Below are 18,232 nucleotides of genomic sequence, written 5' to 3'. Positions count from 1 at the left end.
CGCGGCAACAGGGGACTGTCCGAGAGGGGAAACAGCGCGTGACCGTCAATATGACCAAGGGTCAGGCCATCAGTCTGCAGAAGAACGACGGCGGCAGCCTGAGCGCGGTCCGTATGGGTCTCGGCTGGCAGGCGGCCCCGCGGCGCGGCCTGTTCGGCTCGCGCACCCGCGAGATCGACCTGGACGCCTCCGCGGTCCTGTTCGCGGACAAGCAGCCGGTCGACGTCGTCTTCTTCCGCCACCTGGTGAGCGACGACGGCTCGGTGCGCCACACCGGCGACAACCTCGTCGGCGGTGTCGGCCAGGGCGGCGACGACGAGGCGATCCTCGTCGACCTGCAGCGCCTCCCGGTCCACATCGACCAGATCGTCTTCACCGTGAACTCCTTCACGGGCCAGACCTTCCAGGAGGTGCAGAACGCGTTCTGCCGCCTGGTCGACGAGACCAACGGGCAGGAGCTGGCCCGCTACACCCTCGCGGGCGGCGGCGCCTACACGGCCCAGATCATGGCGAAGGTGCACCGCGTGGGCACCGGCTGGTCGATGACCGCCCTCGGCACCCCGGCCAACGGCCGCACCTTCCAGGACCTGATGCCGTCCATCCTGCCGCTGCTCTGACGCGTCCGGGCGAGCGGCACACCACACACCTACACAGCGACAGCAGGGGGACGAAGGCGATGACGGCCGAGCTGGTGCGGGGGCAGAATCACCCGCTCTCCCAGGCCCGTCTGGAGATCAGGGTCTCGGCCGGCACGCCGATCGTGGCCGCGGCCACGCTCAGCGACGAGAACGGAAAGGTCCACGGCGTGGAGCGGGTGGCCCATCCGGGCGCCCCCACCCTGCCCGGCCTGGAAGTCTCCCGCCAGGCGGCCGCCGACCACCGTCTCGCGGTGGATCTGGACGCCATGCCGGACACGGTGCACCGGGTCAATGTGCTGCTCGCCCTCCCCGTCGGCACCGCGGGCGGCCCCGGCCGCTTCGGTGCCGTGGCCGCTCCGTTCGTCGCCGTCACCGGCCTCGACGGCACGGAGATCGCCACCTTCACCCTCACCGGCCTGGAGGCCGAGACGGCCGTCGTCGCCCTGGAGCTCTACCGGCGGCAGGACGCCTGGAAGGTGCGCGCGGTCGGCCAGGGCTACGCCGGCGGCCTCGCCGACCTCCTCACCGACCAGGGGCTGCCCGAGGCACCCCGGCTCGCCACCGCCATCAACGACGCGGTGGCGCGGGGCGTCGCCCGCTCGGTGGCCGCGCCCCCGCCGCGTACGGCGGACGGCGACCGCACCCGGCAGACCGCCGCCCCCGTCCTCGGCCCGGACCCGAGCGGATCGCCCTACGGCGCGCCGGGCCCCCAGGGCGTCACCGGCCCCCTGCCCGGCTCGCCCGCGGACCCCGTCCCTGCGGACCCCTCCGGCCCCACCCAGCCCGCCGCGCCCGCCGCCGGCGGCCCGATCGACTACCACCACCCGCGCCGGCGGAACGCCGCCCCGCCTCCGCCCCCGCCGGCCGCGCCTCCGGCGGCCCCCGGGCAGCCCGCGCGGCCCGTCGCGGGTGACGCGACCGGCTGGACGATGGACGAGCGGCTCTACAACCAGGTCTGGGGCATGTTCGAGGACCTGGCCCGCACGACGGCCGCCTACCGCAGCGCCGTCGACTTCGCCGACTCGCGCATGGAGAAGGAGCTGGAACAGGTCCTCTCCGACCCGCGCAGCCGGATCGGCGGCCAGGCGGACGCGGCCCGGGAGGCCGCCCGCGCCAAGCACGCCCAGCTCGTCGACCAGGCCCGTCAGGCCCTCGACCGGGACGTCGCTCAGCTCACCGCCGAGGCCGGCGTCGTCGAGCCCGCCCTGCCGCCGGCGTACGCCCGCTGGGACAACCCCGTCTGGCACGGCTACCGGGTGCCGATGGAACTGCCGATGGCCCTGCGCCTCGGCGACCTGCATCTGTCGGAGTGCGCCCAGCTGCGCATCCCCTTGCTGATGCGGCTGCCGCTGGAGCGCGGACTGTGGATCGACAGCGGGCGTACGGGCTCGCTCGACGGCTCGTTCACCGACACCCACGACATGCGCCGCCTGGCGATGGAGTCGGCGGTGGGGCACGCGGCGCGGCTGCTCGCCGTCCATCCGGCGGGCGAGTACACCGTGTACGTCATCGACCCGGCCGGCACGGGCACCCAGGCACTGGCCCCGCTGGTGCAGACGGGTGTGCTCGCGGCGCCGCCCGCCCTGGGCGCCGCCGGGGTGGCGGAGGTCCTGGCCAAGCTCACCCAGCGCGTGGACCTGGTGCAGATGGCGGTGCGCGGCGGGGCCGCCGACGCGCTGCCGCCGGGCCTCGACACCTCCCAGCACCTGCTGGTGGTCAACGACTTCCCGCACGGATTCGACGACCGGGCGGTCACCCAGCTGCGCTACCTCGCGGACGAGGGCCCCGCCGTCGGTGTCCATCTGATGATGGTCGCCGACCGGGAGGACGCCGTGGGCTACGGCCCGCTGCTCGACCCGCTGTGGCGTTCGCTGCTGCGACTGACGCCGGTGCCGGACGACCACCTCGCCGACCCCTGGGTCGGGCACGCCTGGACGTACGAGCCGTCGCTCGCGCCGCCGGGCAGCCAGGTGCTCCAGCAGGTGCTCACCCAGGTCGCGGCGGCCCGCCGCGCCTGGCGCCGGTGAGGGGCTCCGGCCACTGGGCCAAGCGCAAGTAAAGCCCCGTGACCAGCGCACTTGGCTCTCCCTTTACCGATCGCTTTACCTTTCCTTGGTGATTCGGTAGTCTTGTCCGCACGGAGGGGAGTACTCCCTGTCTGCTGCGGCGTACCCGTCAATACGGATCCGGCCGGATCCCGGGGCGTCGGCCCATCGTTGGGTGGAAGAGACCTCCGGCAGCGCGACGACGCTGACTGATCTGTTCGCCGTTACGTACTGCCGGAGGCGCAGTGGAAGTTTCCCTGACCCTGTGGGTCCTGACGGTCGTGGGCCTCGCCGCCCTGATCGCGGTCGATTTCTTCATCGGCCGCAAGCCCCATGACGTATCCATCAAGGAAGCCGGGATCTGGACCGTCGTCTGGATCGTCCTGGCCGGACTGTTCGGCCTCGGCCTGCTCTTCTTCGGCGGCGGCCAGCCGGCCGGAGAGTTCTTCGCCGGCTTCATCACCGAGAAGTCGCTGAGCGTCGACAACCTCTTCGTCTTCGTCCTGATCATGGCGAAGTTCGCGGTCCCGTCGCAGTACCAGCAGCGGGTGCTGCTCATCGGTGTTCTCATAGCCCTGGTGCTGCGGGCGATCTTCATCGCCGCCGGCGCCGCGATCATCGCCAGCTTCTCGTGGGTGTTCTACCTCTTCGGCGCCTTCCTGATCTGGACCGCCTGGAAGCTCGTCCAGGAGGCACGGGCCGACCAGGAGGACGAGGAGTACGAGGAGAACAAGCTGCTCAAGGCCGCCGAGCGCCGCTTCGGCGTGGCCGACCGGTACCACGGCACCAAGCTGTGGATCCAGGAGAACGGCAAGCGGGTCATGACCCCGATGCTGGTCGTGATGCTCGCCATCGGCACCACCGACGTGCTGTTCGCCCTGGACTCCATCCCGGCGATCTTCGGCCTCACGCAGGACCCGTACATCGTCTTCACGGCGAACGCCTTCGCCCTGATGGGTCTGCGGCAGCTGTACTTCCTCATCGGCGGCCTGCTGAAGAAGCTGGTCCACCTGTCGTACGGCCTGTCGATCATCCTGGGCTTCATCGGCGTCAAGCTGGTGCTGCACGCGCTGCACGAGTCCGGGGTGCATGTCCCGGAGATCAGCATCCCGGTCTCCCTCGGCGTGATCTGCACCGTCCTGATCGTCACCACGATCACCAGCCTGATGGCCTCCAGGAAGCAGGCCCGGGCGGAGGCGGCGGGTACGCGGGCCCCCAAGGACAGCATCGACGCCTGACCGCGTCGTCCCACACCCTGCACCCGGCACCGGGAGCGGCCCGCGGCGTCTCGCCGATCGCCGCTCCCGGTGCCGCGTTTTGCCCACCGGGTGCCGAGACACTCATCGACGACCCCGCAAGGAGAGCGAACGACCAGAGCGACGCCGGGACCGAGCGACGAGCACCAGCGCGGGGAGGAGATGTGGCAGCCGGCCAGAAGGACCACCTGACCAGCGAAAGCGGGACCGTCGAGCGGTCCGCGGACCGGAATGCGAAGCCCCGGACCGTCTGCGACGATCGCCGCATGGTCGCTCGGCTCAGGTCGCTCACGAACCGCTGTCCGGGCCGCTCGTCCTCGGCCTCGGCTCCACCCATATGGTGCTGCTCGCCCTGACGGTGGTCGTGGCCTCGCTGACGTTCGTACCAGGCCGCGCCACCCCGCTCCAGGGCGGCGTCCACCTGGTGCTGTTCGCGGCCTTCCTGGAACCGGCGATCAACCCATGACCCGCTCGGTCAACCCGAGACCCGGCTCCGTCCGCTCGTGGCCGCGCTCCCTCACCCCCGTGACCGGCTCTCCCGGAGGTCAGTCCAGGACCGGCGCCGGTTTCGGCGCCGCCGCCGGTACCGGACGGGTCTCCGGCAGCAGCGCGAAGCACCCGAGGCTGAGCAGCGCGATCCCGGTCAGATAGGCCCCGACCCCCCACGGCACCCGTCCGCCCTGCTCGGCCAGCGCGGTCGCCGCGATCGGAGTGAGCGCACCGCCGACCACTCCGCCCAGGTTGTAGCCGACGGCGGCGCCGGTGCAGCGCACCCGGGGTTCGTACAGTTCGGGCAGATAGGCGGCGACCACCGCGAACATCGTGATGAACGAGAGCATCGCGCCGAGGAAGCCGACGAACATCAGCAGCGGCGCGCCGGTGGCGAGCAGCGCGACCATCGGGAACATCCACAGGGCGGCGGCGGTACAGCCGGTCAGGCACATCGGCCGGCGCCCGTAGCGGTCGCCGAGCACCGCCGCGACCGGGGTGAGCGCGCCCTTGACCACCACGGCGGCCATCACGCAGGCCAGCATGACGCTGCGGCCGACCCCCAGCCGCTCGGTCGCGTAGGCGAGGGACCAGGTGGTGACGGCGTAGAAGAGCGCGTAGCCGACGGCGAGCGCGCCGGCGGTGAGCAGGACCAGCCGCCAGTGGTGGCGCACGACCTCGGCGAGCGGCACGCGCGCGGGCTCCTCGATCTCCAGGAAGCGGGGGCTCTCGGCGAGCGACGAGCGCAGCCACAGCCCCACCACGGCCAGCACCCCGGCCACCCAGAACGGCACCCGCCAGCCCCACCGGGCGAACTCCGCCTCGGACAGGGTGGCCGACAGGGTCAGCATCGAGCCGTTGGCGAGCAGGAAGCCCACCGCGGGTCCGACCTGCGGGAAGCTCGACCACAGGGCGCGCCGCTCGGCGGGCGCGTGCTCGACGGTCAGCAGCACGGCCCCGCCCCACTCCCCGCCGAGACCCAGCCCTTGCAGAAAGCGCAGGACGACGAGGAGCAGCGGAGCGGCCGTCCCGATCGCGCCGTACGTCGGCAGGCAGCCGACCGCGACCGTCGAGGCGCCCGTCAGCAGCAGGGAGGCGACGAGGACCGGCCGGCGCCCGTGCCGGTCCCCGATGTGCCCGAAGAGCACCGAGCCGAGCGGCCGGGCCACGAATCCCACGCCGAACGTGGCGAACGCGGCCAGGGTGCCGGCCAGCGGCGAGACGGTCGGGAAGAACAGCGGTCCCAGGACCAGCGCCGCCGCGGTCCCGTAGACGAAGAAGTCGTAGAACTCGATGGCCGTGCCGGCCAGGGCGGCGGTCGCGAGCCGCAGCATGGAGGGGGTCCTTACGGTGCGTACGTCTTGCATGCCGCGTCAACTACCCACAGTGACAGCGAGTTACGGGGGCGCGTGGAGGTGGCCGTCCCCGGTCAGTACGTGACCGTAATGCGCCGGGCGGGCCCGTCGACGCGCACGGTGCCGCCGTACGGGATCACCAGCTGGGGGTCGGTGTGCCCGCAGTCCACATCGAAGACGATGGGGGTGCCGGGGGCATAGATGCGCATGGCGCGCAGGACGGCCTCGCGCTGGTCGGCGGCGTAACGGGTGCCCTCCTCCGGGCTGTTGGGGTGGGCGAACGACCAGGTCTTCGCCCGGGCCATCAGCAGCGCGGAGAAGCGCCGCAGCAGGCCGCGCTCGCCCATGTTGCGCAGCGTGCGGAAGACCTCCGCGGCGCTCGGCAGTTCCTCCGAGGTCTCCAGGAACAGCACATCGCCGTCGTACTCCGCCGGGTCGCGGGCGATCTCGCGGTCCGCCATCAGCAGCCAGCCGAGGATCTCCAGGTTGCCGCCCCAGCTGCGTCCCTCCACCACCCGGTCGGCGTTCACCCAGGTCCAGCCGGTGCTGGGCCGGGACTGCGGTTCCTCGTCGAAGGTCGCGGGATCGGCCCAGTCGCGGTCCACGTCGTTCCAGCGGTCGGCCGGGCGCAGCTCGTAGGGGCCGGAGGTGAACAGCGCCGCGCGCAGCGAGTCGGCCGTCAGCGGGTGCATGGCGCCGGGGCGGCCCAGCTCGACCATCACGCTCGCGCCGTGGTAGCCGACGATGCCGGTGTTGCGCAGAAAGGCCAGCAGATTGGTGTTGTCGCTCATCCCGACGAACGGCTTGGGGTGGGCGCGGATCAACTCCCGGTCCAGCAGCGGCAGCACGGTGATCTGGTCGTCGCCGCCGATCGAGGCGATCACCGCCTTGATGTCCGGGTCGGCGAAGGCGGCGTGGAGGTCGTCGGCCCGCTCCCGCGGCGTCGCGCCCATCGTCCGCGTCGCCGGGTACTCGACCGGTTCGAGGCCGTACACGCTGCGCAGTCGTTCCAGGCCCAGCTCGTAGGGGAGCGGGAACGGGCCGGGCAGACCGCTGGCCGGTGAGACGACGGCTATGCGGTCGCCGGGCGAGGGCTTGGGCGGGTAGGCGGGTGTGATCATGCCGGAAGGGTAGGGGCGGTCACCCGGTGGGCGCACCGTGATAAACCGGGGCGAGCAGCGGTCCCGCCGGACCGCCCCGAACGGACCGGAGGAACAGTGCCCCGCACCCTGGCCAACGCCCCGATCATGATTCTCAACGGCCCCAACCTGAACCTCCTCGGGCAGCGCCAGCCGGAGATCTACGGCTCCGAGACGCTCGCCGACGTCGAGGCGCGGTGCGCCGAGGCGGCGGCCGCGCACGGCGGCACGGTGGACCTGCGCCAGTCCAACCACGAGGGCGAGTTGATCGACTGGATCCACGAGGCGCGGGAGAACCACTGCGGGATCGTCATCAACCCGGGCGCCTACACGCACACCTCCATCGCGCTGTTCGACGCGCTGAACACCTGTGACGGCATGCCGGTGGTGGAGGTCCACATCTCCAACATCCACAAGCGGGAGTCGTTCCGGCACATCTCCTACGTCTCCCTGCGCGCCGACGGCGTCATCGCCGGATGCGGTGTCCAGGGCTATGTCTTCGGCGTGGAGCGGGTCGCCGCGCTGCTCGGGCCGACCCGCGCGAATGCGTGACACCGGCGCGCGGGCGGTCCTGCAGGCGCCCGGCCTCCACGATGCGCCGTAGAAAGCGCCGTGTGCGCTCCTGCCGTGGGTCGCCGAAGACCTGCTCGGCGGTCCCGCGCTCCAGCACGACCCCTCCGTCCAGGAAACAAACCTGGTCGGCGACCTCCCGCGCGAAGCCCGTCTCGTGTGTCGCCAGCACCATGGTCATGCCGTCGTCCTTGACAGCGCGGCCCGCGTTTGTCGAGGTCACGCCAGTCAATGTCCGCAGGCTGGGAACGGGGGTTGCGTTCCTGTGAACAGGCCCTGCCGGGCCGGGCCGTGGGCCGCCGGCCGAGGGCGGGAGGAAGGGACCGGCGGCCCGTGCCACGCGGAAGCCGTCGTTCCGCGCGGGGCTGTCTCCAGTGAACCGCGCAACCCCGTGCGCCGGGAGCGCGCGCGGGGCGCCGGAGCGTGCAGTCGATTCACACGGGGCGCGAGTCGAGCACCGCGCGCCCTCTGCCCGGGCTCCCACGTTCACGAGGCGGTGTTCACCACCCCCGCTTGTGCCACTCCGGCAGCTGCGGACGCTCCGCGCCCAGCGTGGTGTCGTCACCGTGTCCCGGATAGACCCAGGTCTCGTCCGGGAGGACGTCGAAGATCTTGGTCTCCACGTCATGGATCAGGCTGGCGAACGCCTTCGGATCCTTGTGGGTGTTGCCCACACCGCCCGGGAAGAGACAGTCGCCCGTGAACACATGGGGGTGGCCGTGCGGGTCGTCGTAGACGAGCGCGATCGACCCGGGTGTGTGGCCGACGAGGTGGCGCGCGGTCAGCTCCACCTGCCCCACCCGGATGACGTCGCCGTCGTCGACCAGGACGTCGGTCGGCACGGGGATGCCCTCGGCGTCGTCCCGGCCCGCGTACGTGCGGGCCCCGGTGGCCGCGACGACCTCGGCGAGGGCCTGCCAGTGGTCCCCGTGCCGGTGCGTGGTGACGACGGACGCGATGCCGTCGTCACCGATCATGCCGAGCAGGGTCCGCGCCTCGTTGGCCGCGTCGATCAGCAGCTGCTCGTCGGTGGCCCGGCAACGCAGCAGATAGGCGTTGTTGTTCATCGGGCCGACCGCGATCTTCGTGATCATCAGGTCCTTGAGCTCGTGCACGTCCGCCGGGCCGCCGACCGTCACCTGTCCGCTGTACGTCATGGCCGCCAGTCTAGGGCGGGAGGCCCGCCCCGAGCAGGTCGTCGCAGAGGCTCACAGCGGGGGCAGGGAGGGCAGTGGCCCGCCCTCCACGGTCAGCGCCGAGCCGTCGCGGCGGCCGGCGAGCCAGCCCAGCAGATCGGCGCGGGCGCCCCGCACGGTGACCTCGGGGCCGTCCGCCTCGCGGCCGGTGCGCCACGCGCGCGTGCCGTCCGTCAGCCGGGTCGGCGGCACGTCCGGGTGTCCGGTGAAGCGGTCGGCGAGGAAGTCGATCTCCCGCTCGGCGAACTCCGCCGGAAGATCCTCCAGCTCGTACCCGATGCCGAGGTCCACATGGTGCAGCTCGACCTCGACCCACCGCCGGAACGGCACCCGGGACGCCGAGTCGGTGACGCCGTTGCGCAGCTCCACGGTCCGCGACCAGTCGGCGGGCGCCGCCCCCGCCGCCCGGAACCGCTCCGCGCTCGCGCGGACGTCGGCGAGCTGCTCGTCGAGGGGACGCGCGGCGTCCCGCTCGATGTCGGCGTCCCGGGCCTCGGCGGAGACGTACATGGGACGCCCCTCCAGGACGTTCACGAGGGCGTCCGCGTTGCGGGCCAGATGGGCGAGGACGTGGCCGCGGCTCCAGCCCGGCAGCCGTGACGGTTCCGTCACGTCCGCGTTGTCCAGCCCGGCCGCTGCGCTCAGCAGCCGCTCGGTCGCCTCCCGTACAGACGCCAGGTCACGCGCGTGATCAATCATGAGCCCGACCCTAGCCCCGCCACTCCTTCGGGTGAAGGCGGCGGACCAGGACCGCAAATCGAATGCACGTGCTATATGGTCGGTGGCGGCGTCGGGCATGCTGGAGGGTCGGGGATTGTTATGCGACCGGGAAATCCGACCGGCGTTGTCAGTGGCTCCCCCTAGTCTGGGAACGACGGGGGCCCCGCCCCTGTCACTTCTCTCAAGAAAGGTGCGGACCGGCGTGGCCGACCGTCTCATCGTCCGTGGCGCGCGCGAGCACAACCTGAAGAACGTCTCGCTCGACCTGCCTCGTGACTCGCTCATCGTCTTCACGGGCCTGTCCGGGTCGGGCAAGTCCTCCCTGGCCTTCGACACGATCTTCGCCGAGGGCCAGCGGCGCTACGTGGAATCGCTCTCCTCGTATGCCCGCCAGTTCCTCGGTCAGATGGACAAGCCGGACGTCGACTTCATCGAGGGCCTGTCCCCGGCGGTCTCCATCGACCAGAAGTCGACCTCGCGCAACCCGCGCTCGACGGTCGGCACCATCACCGAGGTCTACGACTACCTGCGACTGCTCTTCGCCCGCATCGGCAAGCCGCACTGTCCCGAGTGCGGCCGCCCGATCTCGCGCCAGTCGCCGCAGGCCATCGTGGACAAGGTTTTGGAGCTGCCGGAGGGGAGCCGCTTCCAGGTGCTCTCGCCGCTGGTGCGCGAGCGCAAGGGCGAGTTCGTCGATCTCTTCGCCGACCTCCAGACCAAGGGCTACTCCCGCGCGCGGGTGGACGGCGAGACGATCCAGCTCTCCAACCCGCCCACCCTGAAGAAGCAGGAGAAGCACACCATCGAGGTGGTCGTCGACCGCCTCACGGTGAAGGAGTCCGCCAAGCGCCGCCTCACCGACTCCGTGGAGACCGCCCTCGGTCTGTCCGGCGGCATGGTCGTGCTCGACTTCGTCGACCTCCCCGAGGACGACCCCGAGCGCGAGCGGATGTACTCCGAGCATCTGTACTGCGCCTACGACGACCTGTCCTTCGAGGAGCTGGAGCCCCGCTCCTTCTCCTTCAACTCGCCTTTCGGCGCCTGCCCCGAGTGCACCGGCATCGGCACGCGCATGGAGGTCGACCCGGAGCTGATCGTCCCCGACCCGGACAAGTCCCTGGACGAGGGCGCCATCCACCCCTGGTCGCACGGCCACACCAAGGACTACTTCGGCCGCCTGGTCGGCGCCCTCGCCGACGCGCTCGGCTTCCGCACGGACATCCCGTTCGCGGGCCTGCCGCAGCGCGCCAGGAAGGCCCTGCTGTACGGCCACAAGACACAGATCGAGGTCCGCTACCGCAACCGGTACGGCCGCGAGCGGGTGTACACCACGCCCTTCGAGGGCGCCGTGCCCTTCGTCAAGCGACGGCACAGCGAGGCCGAGTCCGACGCCAGCCGGGAGCGCTTCGAGGGCTATATGCGCGAGGTGCCCTGCCCCACCTGTGAGGGCACCCGCCTCAAGCCGATCGTCCTCGCGGTCACGATCATGGGGAAGTCGATCGCCGAGGTCTCCGCGATGTCCATCAGCGACTGCGCGGACTTCCTGGGCGAGCTGAAGCTCAACGCCCGCGACAAGAAGATCGCCGAGCGGGTGCTGAAGGAGGTCAACGAGCGGCTGCGGTTCCTCGTCGACGTCGGCCTGGACTACCTCTCGCTGAACCGCGCGGCCGGCACCCTCTCCGGCGGCGAGGCTCAGCGCATCCGCCTGGCCACCCAGATCGGCTCCGGCCTCGTCGGCGTTCTCTACGTCCTCGACGAGCCGTCGATCGGCCTGCACCAGCGCGACAACCACCGGCTGATCGAGACCCTGGTCCGGCTGCGCGACATGGGCAACACGCTCATCGTCGTCGAGCACGACGAGGACACCATCAAGATCGCCGACTGGATCGTCGACATCGGCCCCGGCGCCGGTGAGCACGGCGGCAAGGTGGTGCACAGCGGCTCCCTGAAGGAGCTGCTCGCCAACGCCGAGTCGCAGACCGGGCAGTATCTGTCGGGCAAGAAGTCCATCCCGGTGCCGGACATCCGGCGCCCGATCGACCCGTCCCGGCAGCTCACCGTGCACGGCGCCCGGGAGAACAACCTCCAGGACATCGACGTCTCGTTCCCGTTGGGCGTCTTCACCGCGGTCACCGGCGTCTCCGGCTCCGGTAAGTCGACCCTGGTCAACGACATCCTCTACACCCACCTGGCCCGCGAGCTGAACGGCGCGCGGAACGTCCCCGGGCGGCACACGCGCGTGGACGGCGACGACCTCGTCGACAAGGTGGTGCACGTCGACCAGTCGCCCATCGGCCGCACCCCTCGGTCGAACCCGGCGACCTACACCGGCGTCTTCGACCACATCCGCAAGCTGTTCGCCGAGACCACCGAGGCGAAGGTCCGCGGCTACCTGCCCGGCCGCTTCTCCTTCAACGTCAAGGGCGGCCGCTGCGAGAACTGCGCGGGCGACGGCACGATCAAGATCGAGATGAACTTCCTCCCGGACGTGTACGTCCCGTGCGAGGTCTGCCACGGCGCCCGGTACAACCGGGAGACCCTGGAGGTCCACTACAAGGGCAAGTCCATCGCCGAGGTCCTGAACATGCCGATCGAAGAGGCCATGCACTTCTTCGAGGCCGTCCCGGCGATCAACCGTCACCTCAAGACGCTCCACGACGTCGGCCTCGGCTACGTCCGGCTCGGGCAGTCCGCGACCACCCTGTCCGGCGGCGAGGCCCAGCGCGTCAAGCTCGCCAGCGAGCTGCAGAAGCGCTCCACCGGCCGCACGGTCTACGTCCTGGACGAGCCGACCACCGGTCTGCACTTCGAGGACATCAGCAAGCTGCTGACGGTCCTGTCGGGCCTGGTCGACAAGGGCAACACGGTGATCGTCATCGAGCACAACCTCGATGTGATCAAGACCGCCGACTGGCTCGTCGACATGGGCCCCGAGGGCGGCGCGGGCGGCGGTCTCGTGGTCGCCGAGGGCACGCCCGAGCAGGTCGCGGCGGTGCCGGCCAGCCACACCGGCAAGTTCCTGCGGGACGTCCTCGGCGCCGACCGGATCAGCGACGCCGAGCCGGTGCGCGCCCCCGCGCGGAAGACGGCCACCAAGGCCGCGGCCAGGAAGACGGCCGCCGCCAAGGGCGCCGACGGCACGGCGGCCAAGAAGGCGGCCGGGGCCACCAAGAAGGCGGCGCCCGCGAAGAGGACGACGCGGGCCCGCAAGGCCTGAGCGCCCACACCGACGCGCGGTGCCCCGGGGGACCCCCGTTCCCCCGGGGCACCGCGCGTCCGTCTCCGCCTCAGGCGCCCCGCGGCTCCACGAACTGCATGTCCAGCTGGATCTTCACCGTGTCACCGAGCAGCCCCGGAGCGAAGCCGAGGCCGAAGTCGCTGCGGCGGATCTCGCCCGTCGCCTCGAACCCGGCGTGCCGGGAGCCGTCCACCGGCACGTCCACCACGCCGCCGAACTCCACGGCGAGCGTCACCGGACGGGTCACCTCACCGATCGTCAGGTCGCCCTCCATGGTCCAGTCCTCGCCCGCGCCCGACACCCGTGTCGAACGGAACGTCATCGTCGGCCGTTTCTCCACGTCGAGCAGGTCGGACGCGCGGACGTGCGCGTCCCGGTCCGGGTTCCCGGTGTCGACGGAGGCCAGGGCGATCTCCGCGGTCACCCGCACGTCGGCCAACGCCTCGCCGACGTGCAGGGCGGCCTGCACATCGGCGAAGCGGCCCCGGACCTTCGCGATCCCCAGGTGGCGGATGGTGAAGTTGACGGCCGAGTGCAGCGGGTCCAGCTCCCAGTCACCGGGCGCCAGCGGCAGGGGAGCGGTGGTCAGCGTGTTCGAGAAGTCGTTCTGCGTCATGCCTCCACCCTCGGGGCAGCGCGGCGCGGCAGGGAGACCGGGCGAAGCCTGGTAGTCACAGGGACACCCTCCCGCGCGCGGGCGTTGGTACGTTCGCGGGGTGAGCGACAACGAGTTGGGCACCTATCTGCGGACCTGGCGCGAGGCCGTGACCCCGGAGGAGGTCGGGCTGCACCCGGGGACCCGCCGCCGCACGCCCGGACTGCGCCGCGCCGAACTGGCCACGCTCGCCGGCATCAGCGTCGAGTACCTCACCCGGCTGGAACAGGGACGGGACCGCAACCCCTCCGCCCAGGTCCTCGGCGCTCTCGCCGACGCGCTCGACCTGTCCCTGCGCGACCGGATGGTGCTGCGCCGCCTGGTCAAGGAGGCGGACGGCGGCGACCCGCTGGTCTGCGGCGCGGCCCCGCCGCTCAGCCGCACCCCGCGCGCCACGGTGCGCGCCGTCCTGGAACGCCTGGAGCCCGCCCCCGCCGTGGTGCTCAACTGGATCGGCGACGTCCTCGCCCACACCACCGGCTACGCCCGGCTGTTCGGCCCGATCGGGGTGCTCGACGCCGAGCACCCCAACCTGCTCCGCCATCTGTTCACCGACGCCCGCGCCCGCGACGCCTATCCCGACTGGGAACGCGAGGCCGACAACCTGGTCGCCCAGCTCCGGCACGACGTGCCCCTGCGGGACCCGTACGCCGCCGAGCTGGCCGAGGAACTCACGGTGACGGCGGGTGCGGAGTTCGCCGACCGGTTCGCCGATCTCGCGACGGCCCCCCGGCGGGTCGGCGGCCAGCGCGTCGAGCACCCGGAGGCCGGACCGCTGCGGCTGCTGCACGAGACGCTGGCGCTGCCGGACGACGGCCAGCGGATCGTCGTGCACCTGCCGGCCGACGAAGCCACGGCCGCCGCCCTGGACCGCCTCGACGGCCGCCACCCGGGCGCCCTGCGGGCCGTGGGCCGGGCCGGCTGAACCGACGGCGGACCGTGCCCGGGCCGCCGGCCGTTCGGATGTGGGCGGCACACAGCCGTCCGTCAGCCGTCCAGCTCCTGCGCGTACGGCGGCTCCGCGCCCGCCCGTGAGCAGGTGATCGCCGCCGCGCGGGCCGCGAACCGCAGCAGCCGGGTCCAGCCGTCGGCGCCCAGGCCGGCCAGCGCGGCGGGGGAGAGGGCGTCCTCTTCGGCCAGGCCGTGCAGCAGGGCCGCGTTGACCGTGTCGCCGGCGCCGATGGTGTCCACGACGGAGACCTTCTCGCCCGGCACGGAGTACTCCGCGCCGTCCCGGGTGACGACGGTCAGCCCGTCGCCGCCCCGGGTGATCACGACGGCGGAGGGCCCGGCCGCCAGCCACTCGCGCGGGGTGCCGCCCAGCCACCGCGCGTCCTCCTCGGACAGCTTCAGCAGCGTCACCGACGGCAGCCACTTCAGGAACCGGGCCCGGTAGGCGTCCGCGTCCGCGATGAGACCCGCCCGGACGTTCGGGTCGAGCGCGGTGAACACCCCCTGTCCGGCGGCGGCCCGCATCAGCTCCTCGTAGGCACTCGCCCCGGGCTCCAGGACGAGCGAGCAGGTGCCGAAGGACACCGCGCGGGTCCCCGTCGGGAGGGCGGCGGGCGCGGTGAACAGCCGGTCGGCGGTGCCGTCGACGTAGAAGGAGTAGGCGGCCGAGCCGTGTGCGTCGATCGTGGCGACCGCGAGCGTGGTCGGCTCGGTGCCGCGCTGCACCCCCGACACGTTCACCCCCGCCTCGCGCAGCCCGTCCAGCAGGGCCTCACCGAAGGCGTCGGACGAGACCCGCGAACAGAAGGCGACCGGGGATCCCAGCCGGCCGAGCGCGACAGCCGTGTTGTACGGGCCGCCGCCGAGCGCCGGGCGCAGGTTCGCCAGGGCACCCGGGCCCTGCGGTACCAGGTCGATCAGGGCCTCACCGGCGACGACGATCACGAGTCGGCTCCTCTCTCGGGCCGCTGGGGCCCCTCGGACGCATCCGGCCGCCGGGGCCGGTCGGGACAGCCGCACGAGGTGCGGTGGACGAACGCGCAGGGCAGCCGCACGGTCCGGGCGGGCCGGTCCGGCGCGTCGAGGCGCTCCAGGAGCACCCGCACCGCCGTCGCGCCCAGCTCCCTGCTGGGCTGGGCGATCGCGGTGAGCCGGGGCGAGAAGAGATCCGCCCAGGCGAAGTCGTCGAAGCAGGCGAGCGCGAGGTCGCCGGGCACGGTGCGGCCCCGTTCCCGCAGGGCGCGCAGGGCGCCGATGGTCATCGCGTTGTTGCCGGTGACCAGCGCGGTCGGCGGCGCGGCCAGGGACATCAGGGCCGCGGTGGCCCGTTCACCGCCCGCCGTCTCGGAGTCGCCGTGCAGCAGGAGCCGTTCCTCGAAGGGCAGCCCGGCCGCCGCGAGGCCGTGCCGGTAGCCGGTGATCCGCTCGCTGGTGGTGCTGAGCCCGGGCCGGCCCGCGACCAGGCCGATCCGGCGGTGGCCCAGTCCGGCGAGATGGGTGACCAGCCGGGTCATCGGCTCGGCGCTCTCCGCACAGACCTGGTCGAAGCGCTGGGCGCCCTCCGCGCGGTCGTCGAGCACGCGGTCCAGGAGGACGGCCGGCACGTTGTGGCGGCGCAGATAGGCGACGAGCTCGCGGGGGTCGGCGGACGGGGCGACGATCATCCCGTCCACCCGGCGCTCGTGCAGCAGCTGGACGACCTTGCGCTCGTGCCGGGGGTCGTCGTGCGGGTCGGCGATGAGCAGGCCGTAGCCGTGCTCCAGGGCGGCGGCCTCGACGCCCTGGAGGATCTCCGTGAAGTACGGGTTGCTGATCGCCGACACCGCGAGCCCGATGGACCGGGTGCGGGAGGTCACCAGGGAACGGGCGAGGGTGTTCGGGGTGTAGCCGAGTTCGTCGATCGCGTCGAGGACGGCCTGGCGGGTGTGGGGCAGCACGGGCCGGGTGCCGTTCAGCACGTGCGAGACGGTCGCCACGGAGACCCCGGCGCTGCGCGCCACGTCGGCCATGGTCGGCATGCGGTCCGCTCCTCGTTCTCCTCGCGTCCTGCGCGGCAAGGTATCCCATCGGAGGACGCGCGTAAACGCTTGCGCAAGCGTTTACGCGCCGCCGCCACCCCACCCGGTCTCCGCGGACCGGGCCCCGGTTATCGTCGGCTTACCCCCCCCCCGGGCGCCACCGCCCCACGCCTCACGACCGGCCCAGACCAGGGAGACCCCATGTCCGCCCGCCCCTCCGCGAGCCGCCGCACCGTCCTGCGCGGAGCCGCGCTCGCCCCCGTCGCCGGGCTGGGCCTCGCCGCCTGCGCCCCGGAGGGCGCCCGCAAGGCCCCGGCCGCCCCGACCGCGCCCGTCGACCTCGGGGCGGAGAGCGAGGTCGCGAAGGGCGGCGCCCGGCTCTACCGCGAGCACAACGTGGTGGTCAGCCGCGACGAGCAGGGCGCCCTGAAGGCGTACAGCACGATCTGCACGCACGCGAGCTGCCCCATCACCAAGCTGGAGGGGACCCGGCTGACCTGCTTCTGCCACGGCAGCGAGTTCGACGCCGCGACCGGCGAGGTGCTGCAGTCCCCGGCCACGGTGCCGCTGGTGGAGCTGGCGGTCCGCAGCGAGAACGGAAGGATCGTCGCGGGCCCGAAGGCCTGACGCCTGCCTCAGGGCGTGGCCCTCACTCCCAGTCCCACGCGATGCCCACGATCCCGGACCGCACCCGGGGCTCCACGAGGTGGACCGAGTGGTGGCGGCCGGTCAGGGCCAGTTCCCGGCGGCCGCTGCGGGGCGCCGCAGCCGAGTGCTGGGTGAAGCGGTGGCAGCGCACCGGCAGGGCACGCTCGTCGAACCGCACCTGGAGCGCGTACTGCCCGCCCGCCGGTCCGAACCCGCGGAGGTACTCGCGCGACGCCCCGGCCGTGCCGTCCTCGACGCCGTACCGGAAGAGGAACGTGTCCCCGGCCCGCAGCCGGGTGTCGAAGAGCAGCTCGGCGACGACCACTCCCGTCTGCCGGTGCCAGCGCACGCGCCCGGTGCGGCAGTTGTCCAGGGCGTGCACGGTCATCCGCTCCGGCGCGCACCCGGGGTCGCCGTGGTGCACGGCCACGAAGCGGTCGACGCCGTCCTCGTGGGCGCGCACGATGTGGTGCGACTCCCGTGCCGCCAGCTCGCGGCGCGCCCCGATCCGCACCCGCTCGTGGTGGCCGAGCATGTGCAGACCGCAGTCGAGCCGGGCGCCCAGCTCGGCCAGCAGCCGGTCCAGGACGTCCGAGGCCTCGACGAGGGACCGGTAGGAGCGGGTGGCGGGCCGCCGCGCGGAGCGCTCGTCGGCCTCCGCGAGCAGCCGGATCAGCGACTCGTCGGGCAGCTGGAGTATCTCCTCCAGCGCGCGGACGGCGCGCAGCGACTCGGGGCGCTGCGGCCGGCGGGCGCCCTGCTGCCAGTAGCTCAGACTCGTGACGCCGACCTTCACGCCGTACCGCGACAGATGGTGCTGCACCCGCTGCAGGGGCAGTCCGCGGGCGGCGATCGCGGCGCGCAGCGCGACGTGGAAGGGGCCGCCTCGCAGGGCCGTGTCCAGGTCCAGGTCCGCGGCGGCGACGTCGGGGGCGGCGTCCGCGTGCTGTGTGGCGTGCGGCATGCAGGGGCCTTTCTGGATGACAACGGCTGGTCAGACCGTTCGCGGGGGTTCCGAGCGGGGCCACCCCCGCCGGCGTCGGGGGTCCTTCACATCCGTACGCCGTGGTTCACGGCCCTGAGTTCCCCCGCATTGAAGCGTGTTGACCAAGCCCCGACAACACCTGAAGCCCAACCGTGGCGCACTCCTGGCCGAGGTTCGCCCCTGCCCGCGACGAGTGCCCTCCCCTGCGTCATCTCGCGGAAGGCCGCGGGCACCGGCCACGGCCCGCCGGAGTGTCGGTCCTCGCCAGTAGGGTGTGAGACATGGCCGACCCCTCCAGCTACCGCCCCGAGCCGGGACAGATCCCGGAC

The 18,232-nt window shown here is 72.5% G+C and carries 15 protein-coding genes and 2 pseudogenes; 8 read left to right on the top strand and 9 right to left on the bottom strand.

Annotation, left to right across the window (positions count from 1 at the left end; all coding sequences use genetic code 11):
* Positions 1 to 38: 38 nt before the first annotated feature.
* The 4 genes and pseudogenes from VE614_RS27865 to VE614_RS27850 form a co-directional block, all read left to right on the top strand.
* Complete coding sequence (locus tag VE614_RS27865; RefSeq protein WP_324943011.1) at positions 39 to 617, top strand: TerD family protein; 579 nt, start codon at positions 39 to 41, stop codon at positions 615 to 617.
* Between the two features lie 59 nt (positions 618 to 676).
* Positions 677 to 2,665 (top strand): TerD family protein, encoded by a 1,989-nt coding sequence (locus VE614_RS27860; protein WP_324943008.1) that lies wholly within the window; start codon positions 677 to 679, stop codon positions 2,663 to 2,665.
* Between the two features lie 263 nt (positions 2,666 to 2,928).
* A complete protein-coding gene (locus tag VE614_RS27855; protein ID WP_324943005.1) occupies positions 2,929 to 3,921 on the top strand; it encodes a TerC family protein in 993 nt (330 codons plus the stop codon).
* A 316-nt stretch (positions 3,922 to 4,237) separates the two neighbouring features.
* Positions 4,238 to 4,405 (top strand): annotated as a pseudogene (locus tag VE614_RS27850) (ionic transporter y4hA); the annotation flags it as partial.
* 79 nt (positions 4,406 to 4,484) lie between these two features.
* Here VE614_RS27850 and VE614_RS27845 read toward each other — a convergent pair.
* Both VE614_RS27845 and VE614_RS27840 read right to left on the bottom strand, forming a co-directional pair.
* On the bottom strand, positions 4,485 to 5,762 hold the full coding sequence (locus VE614_RS27845) for an MFS transporter (RefSeq protein WP_324943002.1): 1,278 nt from the start codon (positions 5,760 to 5,762) through the stop codon (positions 4,485 to 4,487).
* 95 nt (positions 5,763 to 5,857) lie between these two features.
* Positions 5,858 to 6,904 (bottom strand): S66 peptidase family protein, encoded by a 1,047-nt coding sequence (locus VE614_RS27840; protein ID WP_324942999.1) that lies wholly within the window; start codon positions 6,902 to 6,904, stop codon positions 5,858 to 5,860.
* 96 nt (positions 6,905 to 7,000) lie between these two features.
* On the opposite strand from VE614_RS27840, the gene aroQ reads away from it, so the two are divergent.
* Positions 7,001 to 7,474 (top strand): type II 3-dehydroquinate dehydratase, encoded by a 474-nt coding sequence (gene aroQ, locus VE614_RS27835; protein WP_324942996.1) that lies wholly within the window; start codon positions 7,001 to 7,003, stop codon positions 7,472 to 7,474.
* 22 nt (positions 7,475 to 7,496) lie between these two features.
* Here aroQ and VE614_RS27830 read toward each other — a convergent pair.
* The 3 genes and pseudogenes from VE614_RS27830 to VE614_RS27820 all read right to left on the bottom strand — a co-directional run.
* Positions 7,497 to 7,688: pseudogene (locus VE614_RS27830) on the bottom strand (peptide ABC transporter ATP-binding protein); the annotation flags it as partial.
* 304 nt (positions 7,689 to 7,992) lie between these two features.
* On the bottom strand, positions 7,993 to 8,649 hold the full coding sequence (locus tag VE614_RS27825; protein WP_324942994.1) for an MBL fold metallo-hydrolase: 657 nt from the start codon (positions 8,647 to 8,649) through the stop codon (positions 7,993 to 7,995).
* A gap of 51 nt (positions 8,650 to 8,700) precedes the next feature.
* Positions 8,701 to 9,387: a maleylpyruvate isomerase family mycothiol-dependent enzyme gene (locus VE614_RS27820; RefSeq protein ID WP_324942991.1), complete on the bottom strand. Its 687-nt coding sequence runs from the start codon at positions 9,385 to 9,387 to the stop codon at positions 8,701 to 8,703.
* A gap of 223 nt (positions 9,388 to 9,610) precedes the next feature.
* Between VE614_RS27820 and uvrA the strand changes: the two genes are divergently transcribed.
* Complete coding sequence (uvrA, locus tag VE614_RS27815; protein WP_324942989.1) at positions 9,611 to 12,625, top strand: excinuclease ABC subunit UvrA; 3,015 nt, start codon at positions 9,611 to 9,613, stop codon at positions 12,623 to 12,625.
* Between the two features lie 70 nt (positions 12,626 to 12,695).
* Here the strand turns inward: uvrA and VE614_RS27810 are convergent, their stop codons facing one another.
* Complete coding sequence (locus VE614_RS27810) at positions 12,696 to 13,262, bottom strand: YceI family protein (protein WP_324942987.1); 567 nt, start codon at positions 13,260 to 13,262, stop codon at positions 12,696 to 12,698.
* A gap of 100 nt (positions 13,263 to 13,362) precedes the next feature.
* On the opposite strand from VE614_RS27810, the gene VE614_RS27805 reads away from it, so the two are divergent.
* A complete protein-coding gene (locus tag VE614_RS27805) occupies positions 13,363 to 14,226 on the top strand; it encodes a helix-turn-helix domain-containing protein (RefSeq protein WP_324942985.1) in 864 nt (287 codons plus the stop codon).
* Between the two features lie 62 nt (positions 14,227 to 14,288).
* Here VE614_RS27805 and VE614_RS27800 read toward each other — a convergent pair whose 3' ends face one another.
* Positions 14,289 to 15,197, bottom strand: coding sequence for a carbohydrate kinase (locus tag VE614_RS27800; protein WP_324942982.1), 909 nt, complete (start codon positions 15,195 to 15,197; stop codon positions 14,289 to 14,291).
* Positions 15,194 to 16,270, bottom strand: coding sequence for a LacI family DNA-binding transcriptional regulator (locus VE614_RS27795; protein WP_324942980.1), 1,077 nt, complete (start codon positions 16,268 to 16,270; stop codon positions 15,194 to 15,196). Before VE614_RS27795 ends, VE614_RS27800 begins: the two co-directional genes overlap by 4 nt.
* A 201-nt stretch (positions 16,271 to 16,471) precedes the next feature.
* Between VE614_RS27795 and VE614_RS27790 the strand changes: the two genes are divergently transcribed.
* Positions 16,472 to 16,897, top strand: coding sequence for a Rieske (2Fe-2S) protein (locus VE614_RS27790; protein WP_324942977.1), 426 nt, complete (start codon positions 16,472 to 16,474; stop codon positions 16,895 to 16,897).
* Positions 16,898 to 16,919: 22 nt separating this feature from the next.
* On the opposite strand, the gene VE614_RS27785 is transcribed toward VE614_RS27790, so the two are convergent.
* Positions 16,920 to 17,882, bottom strand: coding sequence for a hypothetical protein (locus tag VE614_RS27785; protein WP_324942973.1), 963 nt, complete (start codon positions 17,880 to 17,882; stop codon positions 16,920 to 16,922).
* Positions 17,883 to 18,232: the final 350 nt, after the last annotated feature.

The organism is Streptomyces sp. (assembly GCF_035645055.1).
GTDB lineage: Bacteria > Actinomycetota > Actinomycetes > Streptomycetales > Streptomycetaceae > Streptomyces.
The sequence above is the reverse complement of the archived record's forward strand: the minus strand, read 5'-3'. Positions and strand labels throughout refer to the sequence as shown.